This window comes from Aerococcus vaginalis (genome assembly GCF_053762225.1).
Window position 1 is genome coordinate 73025 of the sequence record NZ_JBSMYC010000001.1, and the last position, 14404, is coordinate 87428.

Sequence of the window (14404 nt, forward strand, 5' to 3'; positions counted from 1 at the left end):
ACGTGAAAGGAGGGCGTAGCTATGGTTGATTGGAATCAAGAGTCCAAACGTTATCAAAAACGTCAAAAGACGACACAGGCACCGAACCCCACACGACGACGTGCGAAGCCACAAGCGAATAAAAGCGAAACGAGAGCTAAAGCACCGTCACGGCCGAGACCACAGCGCAATCAAAGCTCTCCACGAATGTCAAAACAACCAGCATCCGCTTCAGATCGATTACGTGCACAACTTGATGCGTTGAATCAATCGGAACAATCGAAGCGCAGACACGCACAAAAACGGCAACGTGCGGAGTCGTATAGTACACAGGCGAAAAATACTTCAAAACCACGTCAAGGGAAGCCGGTTCGAAAGAATCAAACGAGAAACAGCCGTCATAATAATCAGCATAAACCGGTAGCAACACAGCCTCCGCGCGTTTTTTCGGGACAGATGTTGGGCTATCTCATGTTATTTCTCGCGCTGAGTGTTGGGTTTGGACTATGGGTGTCACCACTCAGTCGCTTATCCTCACTAGCTGTCAGTGGTAATCAACTGGTCTCTGCAGAGACGGTATTGAAGGATTCTGGATTAAATGACCAAATGTCTATCTTAGACGCGATGACATCAACGAATGCGGTTAACCAATCGCTTCAGGGAAAACATTCCAATATCAAAAATGCGACCTTGCAGCGTGATGGACGGGAGGTCACCATTCAGGTACAAGAATATCAACCGGTGGCTAAAGTTTATGTGAATGGAAAATTGTATCCGGTATTTGAAAATCAAAAAGTGTTGTCCATCGATGCAAAGAAGCATTTCGATCAACTACCGCTACTGGAAACTTTTGCGAATGGACAAGTTGAGCGACTCGCTGAAGCCTTGCCTAAAGTACCTGACGATGTGCGTCAGAAAATTAAGCGAATCACCAATATCGAGGATGAAACACATCCAGATCGTATCGCTTTAGAGATGAGCGATGGTAATATCGTGGTGAGCAGTATTACAGATTTTGCGGAAAAGTTAAATTACTACCCAAGTATTATCAAAGAGTTGAAGGATGAATCAGGTTTGATTGATATGGAGGTAGGGATTTACTTTGAACCACTAACACCATTGAATAATCCATATGCGACAAATGAAGAGAAGGAGGCTTATCAAAAACAGAATACGCCTCCTGAACCAGAGGAAGAGGCGACAACAGGAGAGACAGCCTCCTCGGAAACATCAGCAGTCCAATCCGATGCGCAATCATCCTCAGATACGGCAGATATCAATACAGAAACACCAATGTCTGCGACAGAAGATACCACTGATCGTAATAATCAGGTAAGTTCTGAATAATAAATGGCTGAAACAGCGAATAATCGGCCATAATTGTTGAAAAAATTTTTTAATAGGGCATGGGTTATGCTAAAATGAAATTAATATGGATATAAGTATAGATTAAAATATGGAGGTTTCAATTTATGGGTCAATCACAGACTTATGTCGGGCTAGATATTGGAACCACTTCTGTTAAAGTTGTTGTTGCTGAGTATGCCAATCAACGATTAAACGTGATCGGTACAGGCAGTGAACGTTCAGATGGCCTCAATCGCGGCGTGATTGTCGATATTGACAAGACCGTACAAGCGATTACGCGCGCTATTCAAGAAGCGGAACAAAAAGCAAACGTAACAATTGACCATGTAGTGGTAGGAGTCCCGGGCAATCAAATCAGTATTGAACCGTGCTATGGTATGATCGCTGTCAATAACGAAAATCGCGAAGTTACTGACAATGAGATCCGTGATGTGCTAGCCGCAGCACGTGTGCGTTCAATTCCACAAGATCGTGAAGTTATTTCGATTATTCCTGAAGAATTTGTTGTCGATGGCTTCCCAGGTATTCAAGATCCGCGCGGTATGACGGGGGTTCGCCTCGAACTTTACGCGGATATGATTACCGGACCAAAAACAATCATTCATAACATTCGTTTATGTGTTGAACGTGCAGGATTAACCGTTTCTAATCTGGTTGTTCAACCATTAGCCGATGCCAGTGTGGCAATGACAGCGGATGAACGTGAAGTTGGAACGATCCTCATTAATATGGGGGGCGGCCAGACCACCGCTAGCGTTATGCACGATAATCAGTTAAAATTTGCGTATGTTGATCAAGAAGGTGGTAGCAATGTCACAAAAGACATTGCGACAGTATTAAATACTGGCGTTGAGAATGCAGAACGTTTGAAACGCGAGTACGGTTACGCTAAGGCTGATGATACCAGTCCAAATGAAAGCTTCCCAGTTGACATGATCGGTCGACGTGAAGCTGAACAAAGCGATGAACATTATCTAGCTGAAATCATCGAGGCGCGTTTACAGCAAACATTCAATGCGCTAAAAGCGCCGCTTGATCAGGTTGAAGCCTTTGATTTACCAGGTGGTTTTATTGTGACTGGTGGAGCGAGTCTCTTACCTGGCACAATGGACTTGGTAGAGGAAATCTTTGAGCATGAAGCGACACTCTACATTCCTGATCAGGTTGGTTTGAGAACACCAGCCTTCACAACAGCGTACGGGTTAGTGGCTTATGCGTGTCGCATGCCAGAAATTTATTTGATGACTGAACAAGCGGATCGTACAACACAAGCGACGAAACCTCAGTCAACGCCAAGAGCGAAGACGACGCAATCACCACGTAATCCGCGTCCAGCGCAATCGCGTCAGGAAGCACCGGTTTCTGAGACGCCTCGTAGTCGAAAACCAGAAATCGATGAACAACCAATGTCAACATCTCCAAAGGCATCGGATGACGATATCGATGAACCATCTGAAGGCGTTTGGGATCATATCAAACAAATGTTCAATGATATGTTCAGTTAGGGCGTTTTAAACTTTTGGGAGGATAATTAATGGATATGGAATTTGAAAATCAAACAGAAGAATACACGAATGCAGTGATCAAAGTCATCGGTGTCGGTGGCGGTGGTAACAACGCCGTTAACCGTATGATCGAGGAAGGCGTTCGTGGTGTTGAATTTATTGTTGCTAACACTGATACACAGGCTTTGAACCACTCCAAAGCTGAAACAAAAATTCACCTCGGGCCTAAAGTAACAAAAGGGCTCGGTGCTGGTGCGCGTCCAGAAGTTGGTCAAAAAGCTGCTGAAGAAAGTGAAGACCAAATTCGCGAAGCATTAGAAGGTGCAGACTTAGTCTTTGTTACTGCCGGAATGGGGGGGGGTACTGGTACAGGTGCCGCACCTCTCGTTGCTAGCATCGCTAAAAATGACATCAGTGCATTGACTGTCGGTGTGGTTACTCGTCCGTTCTCATTTGAAGGACCAAAACGTGGTAAACAGGCCTACGAAGGTATCGCTAAACTTAAAGAAAATGTAGATACTTTGGTAACGATTGCTAACGATCGCCTCTTAGAAATCGTTGACAAGAAGACGCCAATGCGTGAAGCATTTGGTGAAGCTGACAACGTATTGCGTCAAGGGGTACAAGGTATCTCCGACTTAATTACATCACCAGGTTTCGTTAACTTGGACTTTGCGGACGTTCGTACTGTAATGGCTGACCAGGGGACTGCATTGATGGGTATCGGTCAAGCTGGTGGTGAAAACCGTACCGCTGAAGCAACTAAACGTGCGATCTCTTCACCATTGTTAGAAGTATCTATCGATGGTGCAGAACAAATCTTGTTGAACATCGCTGGTGGTGAAGACATGACCTTGTTCGAAGCACAGGATGCTGCGGATATTGTGGCTGCTGAATCTTCAGATGAAGTAAATATCATCTTCGGTACAACCGTTAATGAAGAATTAGGCGATGAAGTGGTTGTTACTGTCATTGCGACAGGTATCGATGACGAGAAAAAAGCAAGCAAAGCACAACGCCAGGGTAACTCCTCTGCTTTCCATTCTTCAAAAGCTGAACGCAAACCGAAAGCAGCACCTAGCCGTTACAGCAACGAGCCAGATAAATTCGAACGTAAACAAGAAAGCCCGCGTTATGAAGAACCACGTCGTCGTCAAGATGATGAATGGCGTCGTCCTTCACAGCCAGAAAGCTACGATCCACACAGCTACAGCTCAGAACGTGACAGCGACTACGATCGTCCACGTCGCGACTTCGATAATGTTGCTTCTGACGATGAAGTTGATACACCACCATTCTTCAGAAAACGTCGTCGTTAATTATTAACGATCGTGACGATCATGCTGTGAGTTATCGCAGCAGTAACTTTTTGAGATAGGAGTATCATATGCTGCCATTAGTGCTCATCATCCAGCGTCTAATTCATATCTATAACTTACTGATCGTAGTTTATGTATTGCTCACATGGATTCCCGGTGCGCCGCAATCAGGATTGGGACGATTACTAGGACGTTTGGTTGAGCCATACTTAAGTGTTTTCGATCAGTTTATCCCGCCGATTTTCGGTATTAGTTTCAGTCCAATGTTTGCGATTCTACTCTTAGAACTGGCATCACGTGGACTGTGGGTACTGGTTTAACAGACGCATTGACTGGTGAATTGAACAATAAAACTAAAGAGAGAATCTTCACATCGTGTGGGTTCTCTCTTTTCACATAGATAGAAGTTAGGGTGATTCGATTTCGTGAATGATGAAATTTATCAACACTTTGGTACTGACGAACACGAATTTATCGCTAAAGTCATGGATTGGAAAGAACGTGTGGTGGACCGTTATCAATTGATTCTGACGCCGTTTCTCAATCCTAGAGAACAATATATTGTGAGAACTGTAGTCGGGCATACAGATGATTTCAGTATCCAATCGTTCGGTGGCTTTGATGGTGCAGAACGCCAGCGTATGCTGTTCATTCCACCATATGTGGAATCGGAACTGAATGACTTTGAAATGGCGCTATTAGAAATTCGTTATTCGGATAAATTTGCGTCACTCAGCCATGGACGTATTCTCGGCACGTTGCTCGGCCAAGGCATTCAACGCAATCGTGTCGGTGATATTATTCATCAACAGGATGCGCAAGGCGAATGGCATTGGCAGTTGGCAGTTGATCAAAAACAAGCGGGATTATTGATACAAACACTCACGCGCATCGGTCGCGATGGTGTTACTCTCTATGAAGTACCGCTCGATGAAGCACTACCTGTACCGGATGATTGGAAGCATTTATCATCAACAGTTAGTTCATTTCGATTGGATGCTGTTATTGCGGAAGCTTTTCATGTTTCTAGAGGACGTGCTAAAGCAATGGTTGACGGTGGTGCAGTAACGATTAATTGGGCGGAAACGACAGCGCCTGATCGTTCTGTGAATGAATATGATATAATTTCTGTCAGACGATATGGTCGCATCCGACTCGATGAGAAGGGTAGAAAGACCGCACGCGGTAATTATCATATGCAGTACAGTGTGATCAAAAGTCAGTAAAGGAGTCGCTCATGCTATCAGAAGAAATTAAACAGAAAACATTTAAATCAAAGATTAAAGGTTTCGATAAAGACGAAGTTCAGAGCTACCTCAAAGAAGTTGCTGAACAAATGAATCAGATGGACGCTTCGAATCAATATGTTCAACAACAATTGTATGAAGCCAACCAAGTCATCGATGAATTTCGTGAGAAAGAAGCGACGTTAAACCGCTCGATTGTTGTGGCACAGCAGGCTGCCGATCGCTTAAAAGCAGAAGCCATTGCTGAAGCGAATGAAATCATCGCACAAGCGCAACAGCAAGGACAGCAGATTTTGCAGACGTCCGCTGACCAGGCGACACGTATTAAGCAAGAAACCGAATCATTAAAAGATGTCAGTCGTACCTATATTCATCAAATGAAGGCGTTAGTCGATTCTGCAAAGACAACACTCGAAGATGAACGTTGGGAAAAACTCTTCCAAGATCAACCAGTTGATCCAGTCGATACACCAGCATTGGATAGTTTCTTGCAGGGAGGTACGCTGCCAATCAAAGAAGGTAATACGGAAGCGATCTACCAAAAACATTTTGAAGCTCAGGATAAAGCGAAGAAACAAGAGCAGATGTTTGAAGAGAACGAACAACGCTATCAAGTTCGTCTATCCAGAAACCCAATTCCTGAACAGCCAATGACAGCTGAAGACGCGCAGCCATCAGTGGATGCTGCTTCGGAAACGACTGAAGAAACTGAGAATGCAGTAGAAGAGACTGCTGCATCTGACGCACAGGCGAGCGATTCGGCTGAGGAAGTGATGTTCGAATCGGAAGAAAATAAGGAAGAAACGATGGCACATGAAGTAATATCGCCAACTTCTGACACTGAAACTGGTGCTTCTGACGAGTAATGATTGCAATATTTTGAAATTTAGTCTATTCTTTTTAGTAAAGAAATGCAGAACACGAGTATCTACCCACAAAGTACAACAGAGAGCCGATAATTGCTGAGAATCGGATGCTTTGCTAGACGACTTATCATCTGCTGCGTCTTGAGGTTGAACAATGGAGTAAACTTCAACGTTGGCGGCGTTAACGCTCTGAGGCAATCATGCGATTGTGAATTATGGGTGGTACCACGGAGATCTCGTCCCTTATTGGGTGAGATCTCTTTTTGTTTTGAATTGAAAGGATGAATGCCATGAAAATGAAAGAAACCTTAAACCTCGGTAAAACAAAATTTCCAATGCGCGGGAAATTACCGACAAAAGAACCAGAACGTCAAAAAGAATGGGAAGAAAATAAAGTCTATGAACGTCGTTTGAAACAGAACGAAGGACATGACACCTTCATCCTGCACGACGGTCCTCCGTACGCTAACGGGAATATCCACATTGGCCATGCGATGAACAAGATTTCTAAAGACATCATCGTCCGCTCCAAAGCGATGCAAGGTTACTATGCGCCATACATTCCTGGTTGGGATACGCACGGTTTGCCTATTGAACAAGCGGTTACGAATTCCGGTGTTGATCGCAAGCAAATGTCAGTGGCTGAATTCCGCAAGATCTGTGCAGGATACGCCAAGGAACAAGTCGCACAACAACGTGAAGACTTTAAACGTCTCGGTGTTGCCGGAGAATGGGAACATCCTTACCTCTCACTCGACAAGGAATTTGAAGCACAAGAAATCCGCGTCTTCGGCAAAATGGTTGCCGCAGGTTTGATTTACCAAGGGAACAAGCCAGTCTACTGGTCACCATCCAGTGAATCAACATTGGCGGAAGCTGAAGTAGAGTATAAGGACGTTGAATCCTATGCGATCTATGTCGCTTTCCCACTCAAAGATGGTAAAGGCTTGTTACCTGAAGATAGCGAACTTGTCATCTGGACAACAACACCTTGGACCATCCCATCTAACTTAGGGATCTCTGTTCATCCAGATTTCGATTACAGCGTGGTTGCGGTTAATGGTCATCACTACGTGGTTGCTTCTGAACTTCTTGAAAAGGTCAGCGAAACGTTAGGATGGGAAGATTACGAAGTCGTTCAACACATCTTCGGTCGTGAAATGGATCGTATGGTGGCGAAACATCCATTCTACGATCGTGAGTCCCTCGTGATGTGCGGACGTCATGTCACCGCCGAAGATGGTACCGGATTAGTTCACACTGCACCTGGTCACGGTGACGATGACTACACGATCGGTATGGAATATGATTTGCCAATCCTTTCACCGATTAACGAACAAGGACACTTCACCGAAGAAGCACCAGGATTTGAAGGTTTGTTCTATGCAAAAGGTAATGAGAAGTCACTCGAACTCTTAAAAGAAAAAGGTGCCTTATTACATGAATCAACCTTCATGCATAGTTATCCACACGACTGGCGTACGAAGAAACCAGTGATCTTCCGTGCGACACCGCAGTGGTTCTGCTCTGTAGATAAAATTCGTGAACGTACGCTAACGGCTATCAATGATGAAGTTCACTGGTGGCACCCATCCGGCCAACGTCGTATTTACAACATGATCCAAGGACGTGGCGATTGGGTCATTTCTCGTCAGCGTGTATGGGGTGTCCCATTACCAATCTTCTATGCTGAAGATGGTACACCAATTATGACGGAAGAAACAATCAATCACGTGGCTGACTTATTTGAAGAATATGGTTCTAATGTCTGGTTCGAACGCGAAGCGAAGGACTTATTACCAGAAGGATTCACACATCCAGCGTCTCCAAATGGTGAATTCACTAAAGAAAAAGACATCATGGATGTTTGGTTCGACTCTGGATCTTCACACGCTGGGGTATTGGGCTCCCGCGAAAACTTATCTTTCCCAGCAGACCTTTACCTAGAAGGTTCTGACCAATATCGTGGTTGGTTCAACTCTAGTCTGTTGACATCGATTGCGGTTAACGATCAAGCCCCTTACCGTGAAGTCCTATCACAAGGATTCGTGAATGACGGTGAAGGTCGTAAGATGAGTAAATCCATCGGTAATACTGTCTCACCCAATGATGTGGCGAAACAACGTGGTGCAGAAATTTTACGTTTGTGGGTAGCATCTGTCGATACACAGTACGATGTGCGTATTTCTGATGAAATCTTAGGGCAGGTGGCGGAATCTTATCGTAAGATCCGTAATACGATTCGTTTCATGTTGAGCAATATTTCGGACTTTGAACCAGCGAAACATGCAGTGGCTTATGACGATTTAGAACCAATCGACCAATTCATCATGAACGAACTGAATCGTGTGAACCAAAAAGTGATCGACGCTTACAACCACTATGATTTCAATACAGTGGTACATAGCATTTTGAACTTCTTGACGATCACGATGTCCAGCTTCTACATTGATTATTCTAAGGACGTCGTTTATATTGAACGCAAAGACGATCCAGCGCGTCGTAACATGCAGACGGTAATGTACAAAGCCGCTCGTGATCTAACGATTCTGTTAACACCGATCTTGGTACACACGACCGAAGAAATTTGGCAATATCTCGATGAAGCTGAAGAGTATGTACAGTTGGCGAACTTCCCAGAAGCTGAGACGTATGCAAATCATGATGAACTTTACAGCTTGTGGCCAGCCTTCTTGGCATTCCGTCAGAACGTCAACAAATCGTTAGAAGAAGCACGTAATCAGAAGATTATCGGTAAATCACTATCTGCGAAGTTATCTATCTATGCGGATGGTGAAACGAAACAAATGCTCGATCAAGTTGGTGAAAAATTGGATACATACTTAATGGTATCGCAATTAGAAATCAAGGACTTTACCGATGCACCAGCTGAATCGGATGAATTTGAAGGATTTAAGCTAATGGTATCACCAGCAGAAGGCGAAGTCTGTGAACGTTGCCGTAAGACGCTACCATCTGTTGGTACGATCGAAGCAGCACCAATGCTTTGCCAACGTTGTGCAGATATCGTTATTAATGATTTCCCTGAAGCTTTAGAAGCGGAGGACTAAAATGTTAGAAGGAACCGTTCAACGTTACGATGAACAGAAAGGGTTCGGTTATATCAAGTACGAAACAGAAATGACTGATCACGAAATTTTCTTTCATCGTCGTGCGATAGAACTTTCTGAGTTTAGAACCTTGCGTCCTGGACAGGCGATTGCTTTTGAGATTGCTCAGGGAGAAAAAGGGTTACAGGCGGTCAATTTACAACGCATTGGGTGAACCTAAAAAGATTAAAAGATCATGAAATTCAGCGCTTCAGTGCACTATTGTTCTCAAAGTTTGATAAAATATCAGACAGTGACCAAGCGTATAATACCGATTTTAGAAAGGAAGATGCGCATGAAAGCAGCGATTGTTACCGATAGTACAGCAACACTCAGCGAAGACATTTCCCGTTTAGAGAATGTCTTTGAAGTGACTTTTAGTGTTCGTTTTTCGAATGGTAAAGAATTATTAGATAGCAACGATGAGCCTGGCATTCGCAAATTTTACGATGAATTGCATGAAGAACCAGGGATTCCAAAAACGTCACAGCCAAGTTTAAACCAATACTATGAAGTTTATGACAAACTTATCGAAGAAGGCTACGATACCGTTTTCTTCTTTACGATGCCACATGCATTGAGCGGTGCTAATCAAACTGCTCACATGATCGCTAGTGAAATGGAAGAAAAAGGCATCAAAACCTACGTTTACGATACACATGCAGTCAGCTATGTGAACGAACGTATGGTGAAACAGACACTGGATCTGATTGAAGCTGGCGATGATGAAGAAGAGATCAATCGTAAGATGAACTGGATAATCGATCACACGCGTGTTTTCGTCATCGTGGACAACCTTGATTATCTTGCAAAAACGGGACGTTTGAGTACACCCGTTAAATTGCTCGGTAAAGCATTAAAGATTTGTCCGATCTTGACGATCAATGAGAAGGGTGAGATCGTTATTTTGGAAAAAATCCGTACCGTTAAACGTGCGCTGAAGCGTGCCGCAACATTAGTGCAAGAACGTGCTGAAAAATTCCAAAATGATGTCCATGTGATCATCGCTCATGGTGATGCACCAGATAAATTTGAAACAATGAGTAATTTAATTGATGAACAAGTGAAAAGATTAGATGATCGTAAAGGGTTCATCACACCAGTTATCGGTGTATATACAGGATTAGGTTCTGTCGGTATCGGTGTTGTACCATCACTCGACAATATTGACTAATCTAATGAACGTAAGAGCGGAGGGAAATCCTTCGCTTTTTTTGAAAAGGAGAGAATAGACGTATGGAATTCGGTGAGAAAACCATCAAAAAAGAGACGATTTTTGAAGGAAAACTCGTGACACTTGAGACCCACCAAGTGGAATTACAAAATGGTAATTTGAGTATGCGTGAAATTATTCATCATGGCCCCGCTGTGGCGATTGTTGCTATTGATGATGAAGGGCGTATCGCAATGGTGAGACAGTATCGCAAAGCCATTGAACAAGCGATTTTAGAAATTCCAGCCGGTCTCGTTGATGAGAATGAGGATTGGGATGTGGCTGCCAAACGTGAGTTTGAAGAAGAAATGCAACTATCAGCCGATCATTGGGAACGTCTCGTCGGATTCTATGCAACACCTGGTTATCTCGATGAATACTTGCAGTTGTATACCGCTAAAGGTCTGCATCAAGTTGAAAATCCAAAAGCGCAAGACGCAGATGAACATTTGGAAACAGAGTGGCTAACCTTAACTGAATGTGAAGAAGCCATTAAATCTGGAGAAATTTGTGACGCAAAGACGATTTATGCGGTATCCTATATGAAACAACAATTGCAGCAGTAGAGGAGGTGCATCGGTGAGTAATGAACAAAAGAATCCAAGCACACGTGAATCCTACCGTCGTCGTAAAGACCGTGAACGTGTGGAGAATCGTTTAGGAAATGTGCTCGGGTGGAAAGAGGATAAACAGAGCGCCGATCGCAAACAAACAAAATCAACCACAAAACAGGAAGATGATAGTCAAGCAACAAAAATGTTCTCATTGAATGATGCAGCGGTGAAAAAAGATCAGCCAAAGCGTACAACGATACCACGAACTGCAGCACGTCAAGCATGGCATCCTTCAACATCAAGATCAAATAGAGCAGATAGCTTGTCAAAAGCTACCAATCCAACAACAAAACAAAAGAAGACACCGAAGACCAATTCATCGATTGATGATCAGTCGTTCTGGCAAATAGAGCGTAGCAATCTTGATCGTTATTTGACGGTCGGAATTATCGTTTTAATTATTGGGATATTGCTATTGACGATTGTGGCACTTTACTTCTAGGAGGATAGGTATGAGAATCGCAATTATTTCCGCCTTGCAAAAGGAACTCGATGATTACTTAACACACATCGATGGGCTAGAGGCGCACGAGCTTTATGGTATTGAGTATTGGCAAGGGGCATATGCTGATCACGAGATCATTATTGCCAAATGTGGTGTCGGCAAAGTCAATGCTGCGATGACAGCGACGTTGCTCGGGACCATGTCTCCTGATCTCATTATCAATAATGGGACAGCGGGGGCTGTTGATCCCGGATTAAAAGTTGGTGATGTCGTACTTGCCAATCAAACCCAGTATCATGATGTGGATGCCACACCTTTTGGTAATGCTCTCGGTCAGGTCGATGGCATGCCGGAAACCTATCCGAATGCCACTATGTATCACAAACAATTGAAACACGTATTGCTTGACCAATTACCAGATACGACGATTGTAGAAGGAACGATTTTGAGCGGCGATAGTTTTATTGCTGACCCAGCGAAAGTCAAACAGATGCGTGAAAACTTTGCAGATGCCAAATGTGTCGAAATGGAATCGACAGCGATTGGGCAGGTCTGCTATCGTATGGCTATCCCATTCCTATGTGTGCGTGTTGTATCAGACACCGCCTCACAGGACGCGAATATTTTATTCGATCAGTTTGTCGCTGAAACAGGGAAAATCGGTGCCTCTGTGATTCGTCATTTTCTAGAAGCATTAGATTAATCGAGATGACACCATGAGAACTGCAACTTATGAACGAGCGATCGGTTGGCTACTGGTCGCTTTTGTTATCTTCGTTAGTGGGTTATTTTTGAATCAGTACGGTACATACTGGCAATTGATCCTAGGTACGATACTCGGTTATATCATGAGTCGTTCATCGATAGGATTTGTGGGGATGATTACGAGTGCCTATGAAAAGAAAACACCACAATCATTTTTGAATTTATTATTATTGTTTTTCTTAGCTGCAGTGGGTACGATGGTCGTCGTTGCCTTTGTGCCAGCTAATTGGCAACTGCTGATCCATCCGATTAATGGTGGCTTAGTACTCGGTGGTTTACTGTTTGGTTTTGGTATGACATTAACCGCCTTTTGTTCAACAACCATTTTGATGAATCTCGCGACCAATTTTCCCAAGGCTATCATCACGCTGCCGTTTTTTGGTCTCGGTATCTGGCTCGCTTTTCCGTTTGAAGAAGACGCCGATTTTGTGACACAGAGTTGGATCCAGTCGAGTGCCGCGCATCCAGGCATTTACTTTCCTGATTTATTTGCCTCTAAGCTCAGTGGTTATTTCGGTGGTTTATTACTCACCGGACTACTATGTCTCGGTTTCGCAGGTGTCGTGATTCAATATCATAAGCGTAAATTCGGTCAATCCCGATTAGAACCTATTTTTTCTTTACGAAACGATCGAGAGCAACGTTCACATCAACTGTATCAGCAACTGTTCAAAGAGGAATGGTCATTAACACTCGGCGTGATGCTCGTGGCACTGGTCTGTTCAATAATGATGTGGACAACACGCGGTGGCTGGCAAGCGGCGACGCCTTACGGGATGTGGTTTGGGAAGGGACTCGTTCATATTGGCCTCCCACCTGAACAGGTTGCAGGCTACGCACATAAAGAAATTGAATTCTTTACACAGCCGCTACTGAGTGATGCGAATAGTGTCCAAAATATCGGTACGTTGATGGGAACCACAATTTATTTACTAACCTCGGGACAGTTTATCGAAACATTTAAATCTGGATTAAAATTTGATCGACATGAACTTCCAAGTTATGCGCTAGGTGGTGTAGTGATGGGGATTGGTACGCGACTAGCGCACGGCTGCAACGCTGGTGCATTATTGACACCTATTGCAAATTTCTCATTATCAGGTTGGCTCATATTAGCGATGATTATGATCGGGGCGTTGATCGCCTTACATTTCAAACCACAATTAACATTATCCAGGGCATAAAAAAGAACCGGCAGTTGCCGGTTCTTTTCGTGTATAAAGATTTGAAAATTGATTATACCTGGTTGTAGTATTCAACGACCAAGGATTCGTCAATTTCTTGGTTCATTTCATCACGTTGTGGTAAACGGCTAAGTGAACCTTCTAATTTTTCATCGTCAAATTGAACGTAAGGTACGTGTCCGTACAAACCTTCAACAGAGTCTTTAATGATTTGAAGGTTCTTAGATTTTTCACGAACGCTGATGACTTGTCCAACTTCAACATGGTAAGAAGGAATATCTACGCGTTGACCATCAACTAAGATGTGGCCGTGGTTAACTAACTGACGTGCTTGACGACGAGTAGAAGCTAAACCTAAACGGAAGACAACGTTGTCCAAACGTTGTTCGAGCAAGGTCAAGAAGTTTTCACCAATTGTACCTTCAGTCATCTTAGCAGCTTTGTTAAACAATGTGTGGAATTGTTTTTCGTTCATGCCGTAGATGAAACGTAATTTTTGTTTTTCCTGTAATTGCAAACCGTATTCGCTCAAGCTCTTGCGGCGTTGGTTAGGACCGTGTTGACCTGGTGCGTAAGGACGGTTAGCTAATTCCTTACCTGTACCTGAGATTGAAACGCCGTAACGACGTGATTTTTTCCAAGTTGAACCTGTGTAACGTGACATGTGACATCTTCCTCCATAAATTTAGTTTGGAGTAAAATAATAACGAGCTGATCGCATTCGTGCAGTTCGACCAATAACGTTCCCCAAATGCAGCCGCGGGTACTAGATTCACCACGTGTGGGAGA

General features: G+C 43.7%; 14 protein-coding genes. 13 read left to right on the top strand and 1 reads right to left on the bottom strand.

Going from position 1 to position 14404, the window contains the following annotated elements:
* Positions 1 to 21: 21 nt before the first annotated feature.
* The 13 genes from ACWOEX_RS00380 to ACWOEX_RS00440 all read left to right on the top strand — a co-directional run bounded on the left by ACWOEX_RS00380 (position 22) and on the right by ACWOEX_RS00440 (position 13615).
* Positions 22 to 1326 carry an FtsQ-type POTRA domain-containing protein gene (locus ACWOEX_RS00380; protein WP_455297285.1) on the top strand — a complete coding sequence of 435 codons (1305 nt, stop codon included), beginning with the start codon at positions 22 to 24 and terminating at the stop codon, positions 1324 to 1326.
* Positions 1327 to 1451: 125 nt separating this feature from the next.
* Complete coding sequence (ftsA, locus tag ACWOEX_RS00385; RefSeq protein WP_455297286.1) at positions 1452 to 2852, top strand: cell division protein FtsA; 1401 nt, start codon at positions 1452 to 1454, stop codon at positions 2850 to 2852.
* A gap of 29 nt (positions 2853 to 2881) precedes the next feature.
* Positions 2882 to 4171, top strand: a complete 1290-nt coding sequence (ftsZ, locus tag ACWOEX_RS00390) for a cell division protein FtsZ (protein ID WP_455297287.1) — start codon at positions 2882 to 2884, stop codon at positions 4169 to 4171.
* Positions 4172 to 4239: 68 nt separating this feature from the next.
* A complete protein-coding gene (locus tag ACWOEX_RS00395; RefSeq protein WP_455297288.1) occupies positions 4240 to 4491 on the top strand; it encodes a YggT family protein in 252 nt (83 codons plus the stop codon).
* Positions 4492 to 4596: 105 nt separating this feature from the next.
* Positions 4597 to 5397, top strand: coding sequence for a YlmH family RNA-binding protein (locus ACWOEX_RS00400; RefSeq protein ID WP_455297289.1), 801 nt, complete (start codon positions 4597 to 4599; stop codon positions 5395 to 5397).
* An 11-nt stretch (positions 5398 to 5408) separates the two neighbouring features.
* The gene (locus ACWOEX_RS00405; RefSeq protein WP_455297290.1) at positions 5409 to 6284 is read left to right on the top strand and encodes a DivIVA domain-containing protein; all 876 of its coding nucleotides are present in this window, start codon (positions 5409 to 5411) and stop codon (positions 6282 to 6284) included.
* 290 nt (positions 6285 to 6574) lie between these two features.
* On the top strand, positions 6575 to 9355 hold the full coding sequence (ileS, locus tag ACWOEX_RS00410; protein WP_455297291.1) for an isoleucine--tRNA ligase: 2781 nt from the start codon (positions 6575 to 6577) through the stop codon (positions 9353 to 9355).
* Position 9356: 1 nt separating this feature from the next.
* A complete protein-coding gene (locus ACWOEX_RS00415) occupies positions 9357 to 9569 on the top strand; it encodes a cold-shock protein (RefSeq protein ID WP_455297292.1) in 213 nt (70 codons plus the stop codon).
* A gap of 120 nt (positions 9570 to 9689) precedes the next feature.
* On the top strand, positions 9690 to 10568 hold the full coding sequence (locus ACWOEX_RS00420; RefSeq protein ID WP_455297293.1) for a DegV family protein: 879 nt from the start codon (positions 9690 to 9692) through the stop codon (positions 10566 to 10568).
* 62 nt (positions 10569 to 10630) lie between these two features.
* Positions 10631 to 11173, top strand: coding sequence for an NUDIX hydrolase (locus ACWOEX_RS00425; protein WP_455297294.1), 543 nt, complete (start codon positions 10631 to 10633; stop codon positions 11171 to 11173).
* Positions 11174 to 11186: 13 nt separating this feature from the next.
* The gene (locus ACWOEX_RS00430; RefSeq protein ID WP_455297295.1) at positions 11187 to 11663 is read left to right on the top strand and encodes a hypothetical protein; all 477 of its coding nucleotides are present in this window, start codon (positions 11187 to 11189) and stop codon (positions 11661 to 11663) included.
* 10 nt (positions 11664 to 11673) lie between these two features.
* The gene (locus ACWOEX_RS00435) at positions 11674 to 12369 is read left to right on the top strand and encodes a 5'-methylthioadenosine/adenosylhomocysteine nucleosidase (protein ID WP_455297296.1); all 696 of its coding nucleotides are present in this window, start codon (positions 11674 to 11676) and stop codon (positions 12367 to 12369) included.
* 13 nt (positions 12370 to 12382) lie between these two features.
* Complete coding sequence (locus ACWOEX_RS00440; protein ID WP_455297297.1) at positions 12383 to 13615, top strand: YeeE/YedE thiosulfate transporter family protein; 1233 nt, start codon at positions 12383 to 12385, stop codon at positions 13613 to 13615.
* A gap of 52 nt (positions 13616 to 13667) precedes the next feature.
* On the opposite strand, the gene rpsD is transcribed toward ACWOEX_RS00440, so the two are convergent.
* Entirely contained in the window at positions 13668 to 14279 is a 612-nt protein-coding gene (gene rpsD / locus ACWOEX_RS00445; RefSeq protein ID WP_455297298.1) for a 30S ribosomal protein S4, read from the bottom strand.
* Positions 14280 to 14404 lie beyond the last annotated feature (125 nt).

Excerpts from the sequence above, each read along its gene's own strand:
- ftsA (WP_455297286.1), top strand. The coding sequence starts at position 1,452 with ATGGGTCAATCACAGACTTATGTCGGGCTAGATATTGGAACCACTTCT.
- rpsD (WP_455297298.1), bottom strand. The coding sequence starts at position 14,279 with ATGTCACGTTACACAGGTTCAACTTGGAAAAAATCACGTCGTTACGGC.
- ACWOEX_RS00395 (WP_455297288.1), top strand. The coding sequence starts at position 4,240 with ATGCTGCCATTAGTGCTCATCATCCAGCGTCTAATTCATATCTATAAC.
- ACWOEX_RS00435 (WP_455297296.1), top strand. The coding sequence starts at position 11,674 with ATGAGAATCGCAATTATTTCCGCCTTGCAAAAGGAACTCGATGATTAC.
- ACWOEX_RS00420 (WP_455297293.1), top strand. The coding sequence starts at position 9,690 with ATGAAAGCAGCGATTGTTACCGATAGTACAGCAACACTCAGCGAAGAC.
- ileS (WP_455297291.1), top strand. The coding sequence starts at position 6,575 with ATGAAAATGAAAGAAACCTTAAACCTCGGTAAAACAAAATTTCCAATG.
- ftsZ (WP_455297287.1), top strand. The coding sequence starts at position 2,882 with ATGGATATGGAATTTGAAAATCAAACAGAAGAATACACGAATGCAGTG.
- ACWOEX_RS00405 (WP_455297290.1), top strand. The coding sequence starts at position 5,409 with ATGCTATCAGAAGAAATTAAACAGAAAACATTTAAATCAAAGATTAAA.
- ACWOEX_RS00425 (WP_455297294.1), top strand. The coding sequence starts at position 10,631 with ATGGAATTCGGTGAGAAAACCATCAAAAAAGAGACGATTTTTGAAGGA.
- ACWOEX_RS00440 (WP_455297297.1), top strand. The coding sequence starts at position 12,383 with ATGAGAACTGCAACTTATGAACGAGCGATCGGTTGGCTACTGGTCGCT.
- ACWOEX_RS00380 (WP_455297285.1), top strand. The coding sequence starts at position 22 with ATGGTTGATTGGAATCAAGAGTCCAAACGTTATCAAAAACGTCAAAAG.
- ACWOEX_RS00415 (WP_455297292.1), top strand. The coding sequence starts at position 9,357 with ATGTTAGAAGGAACCGTTCAACGTTACGATGAACAGAAAGGGTTCGGT.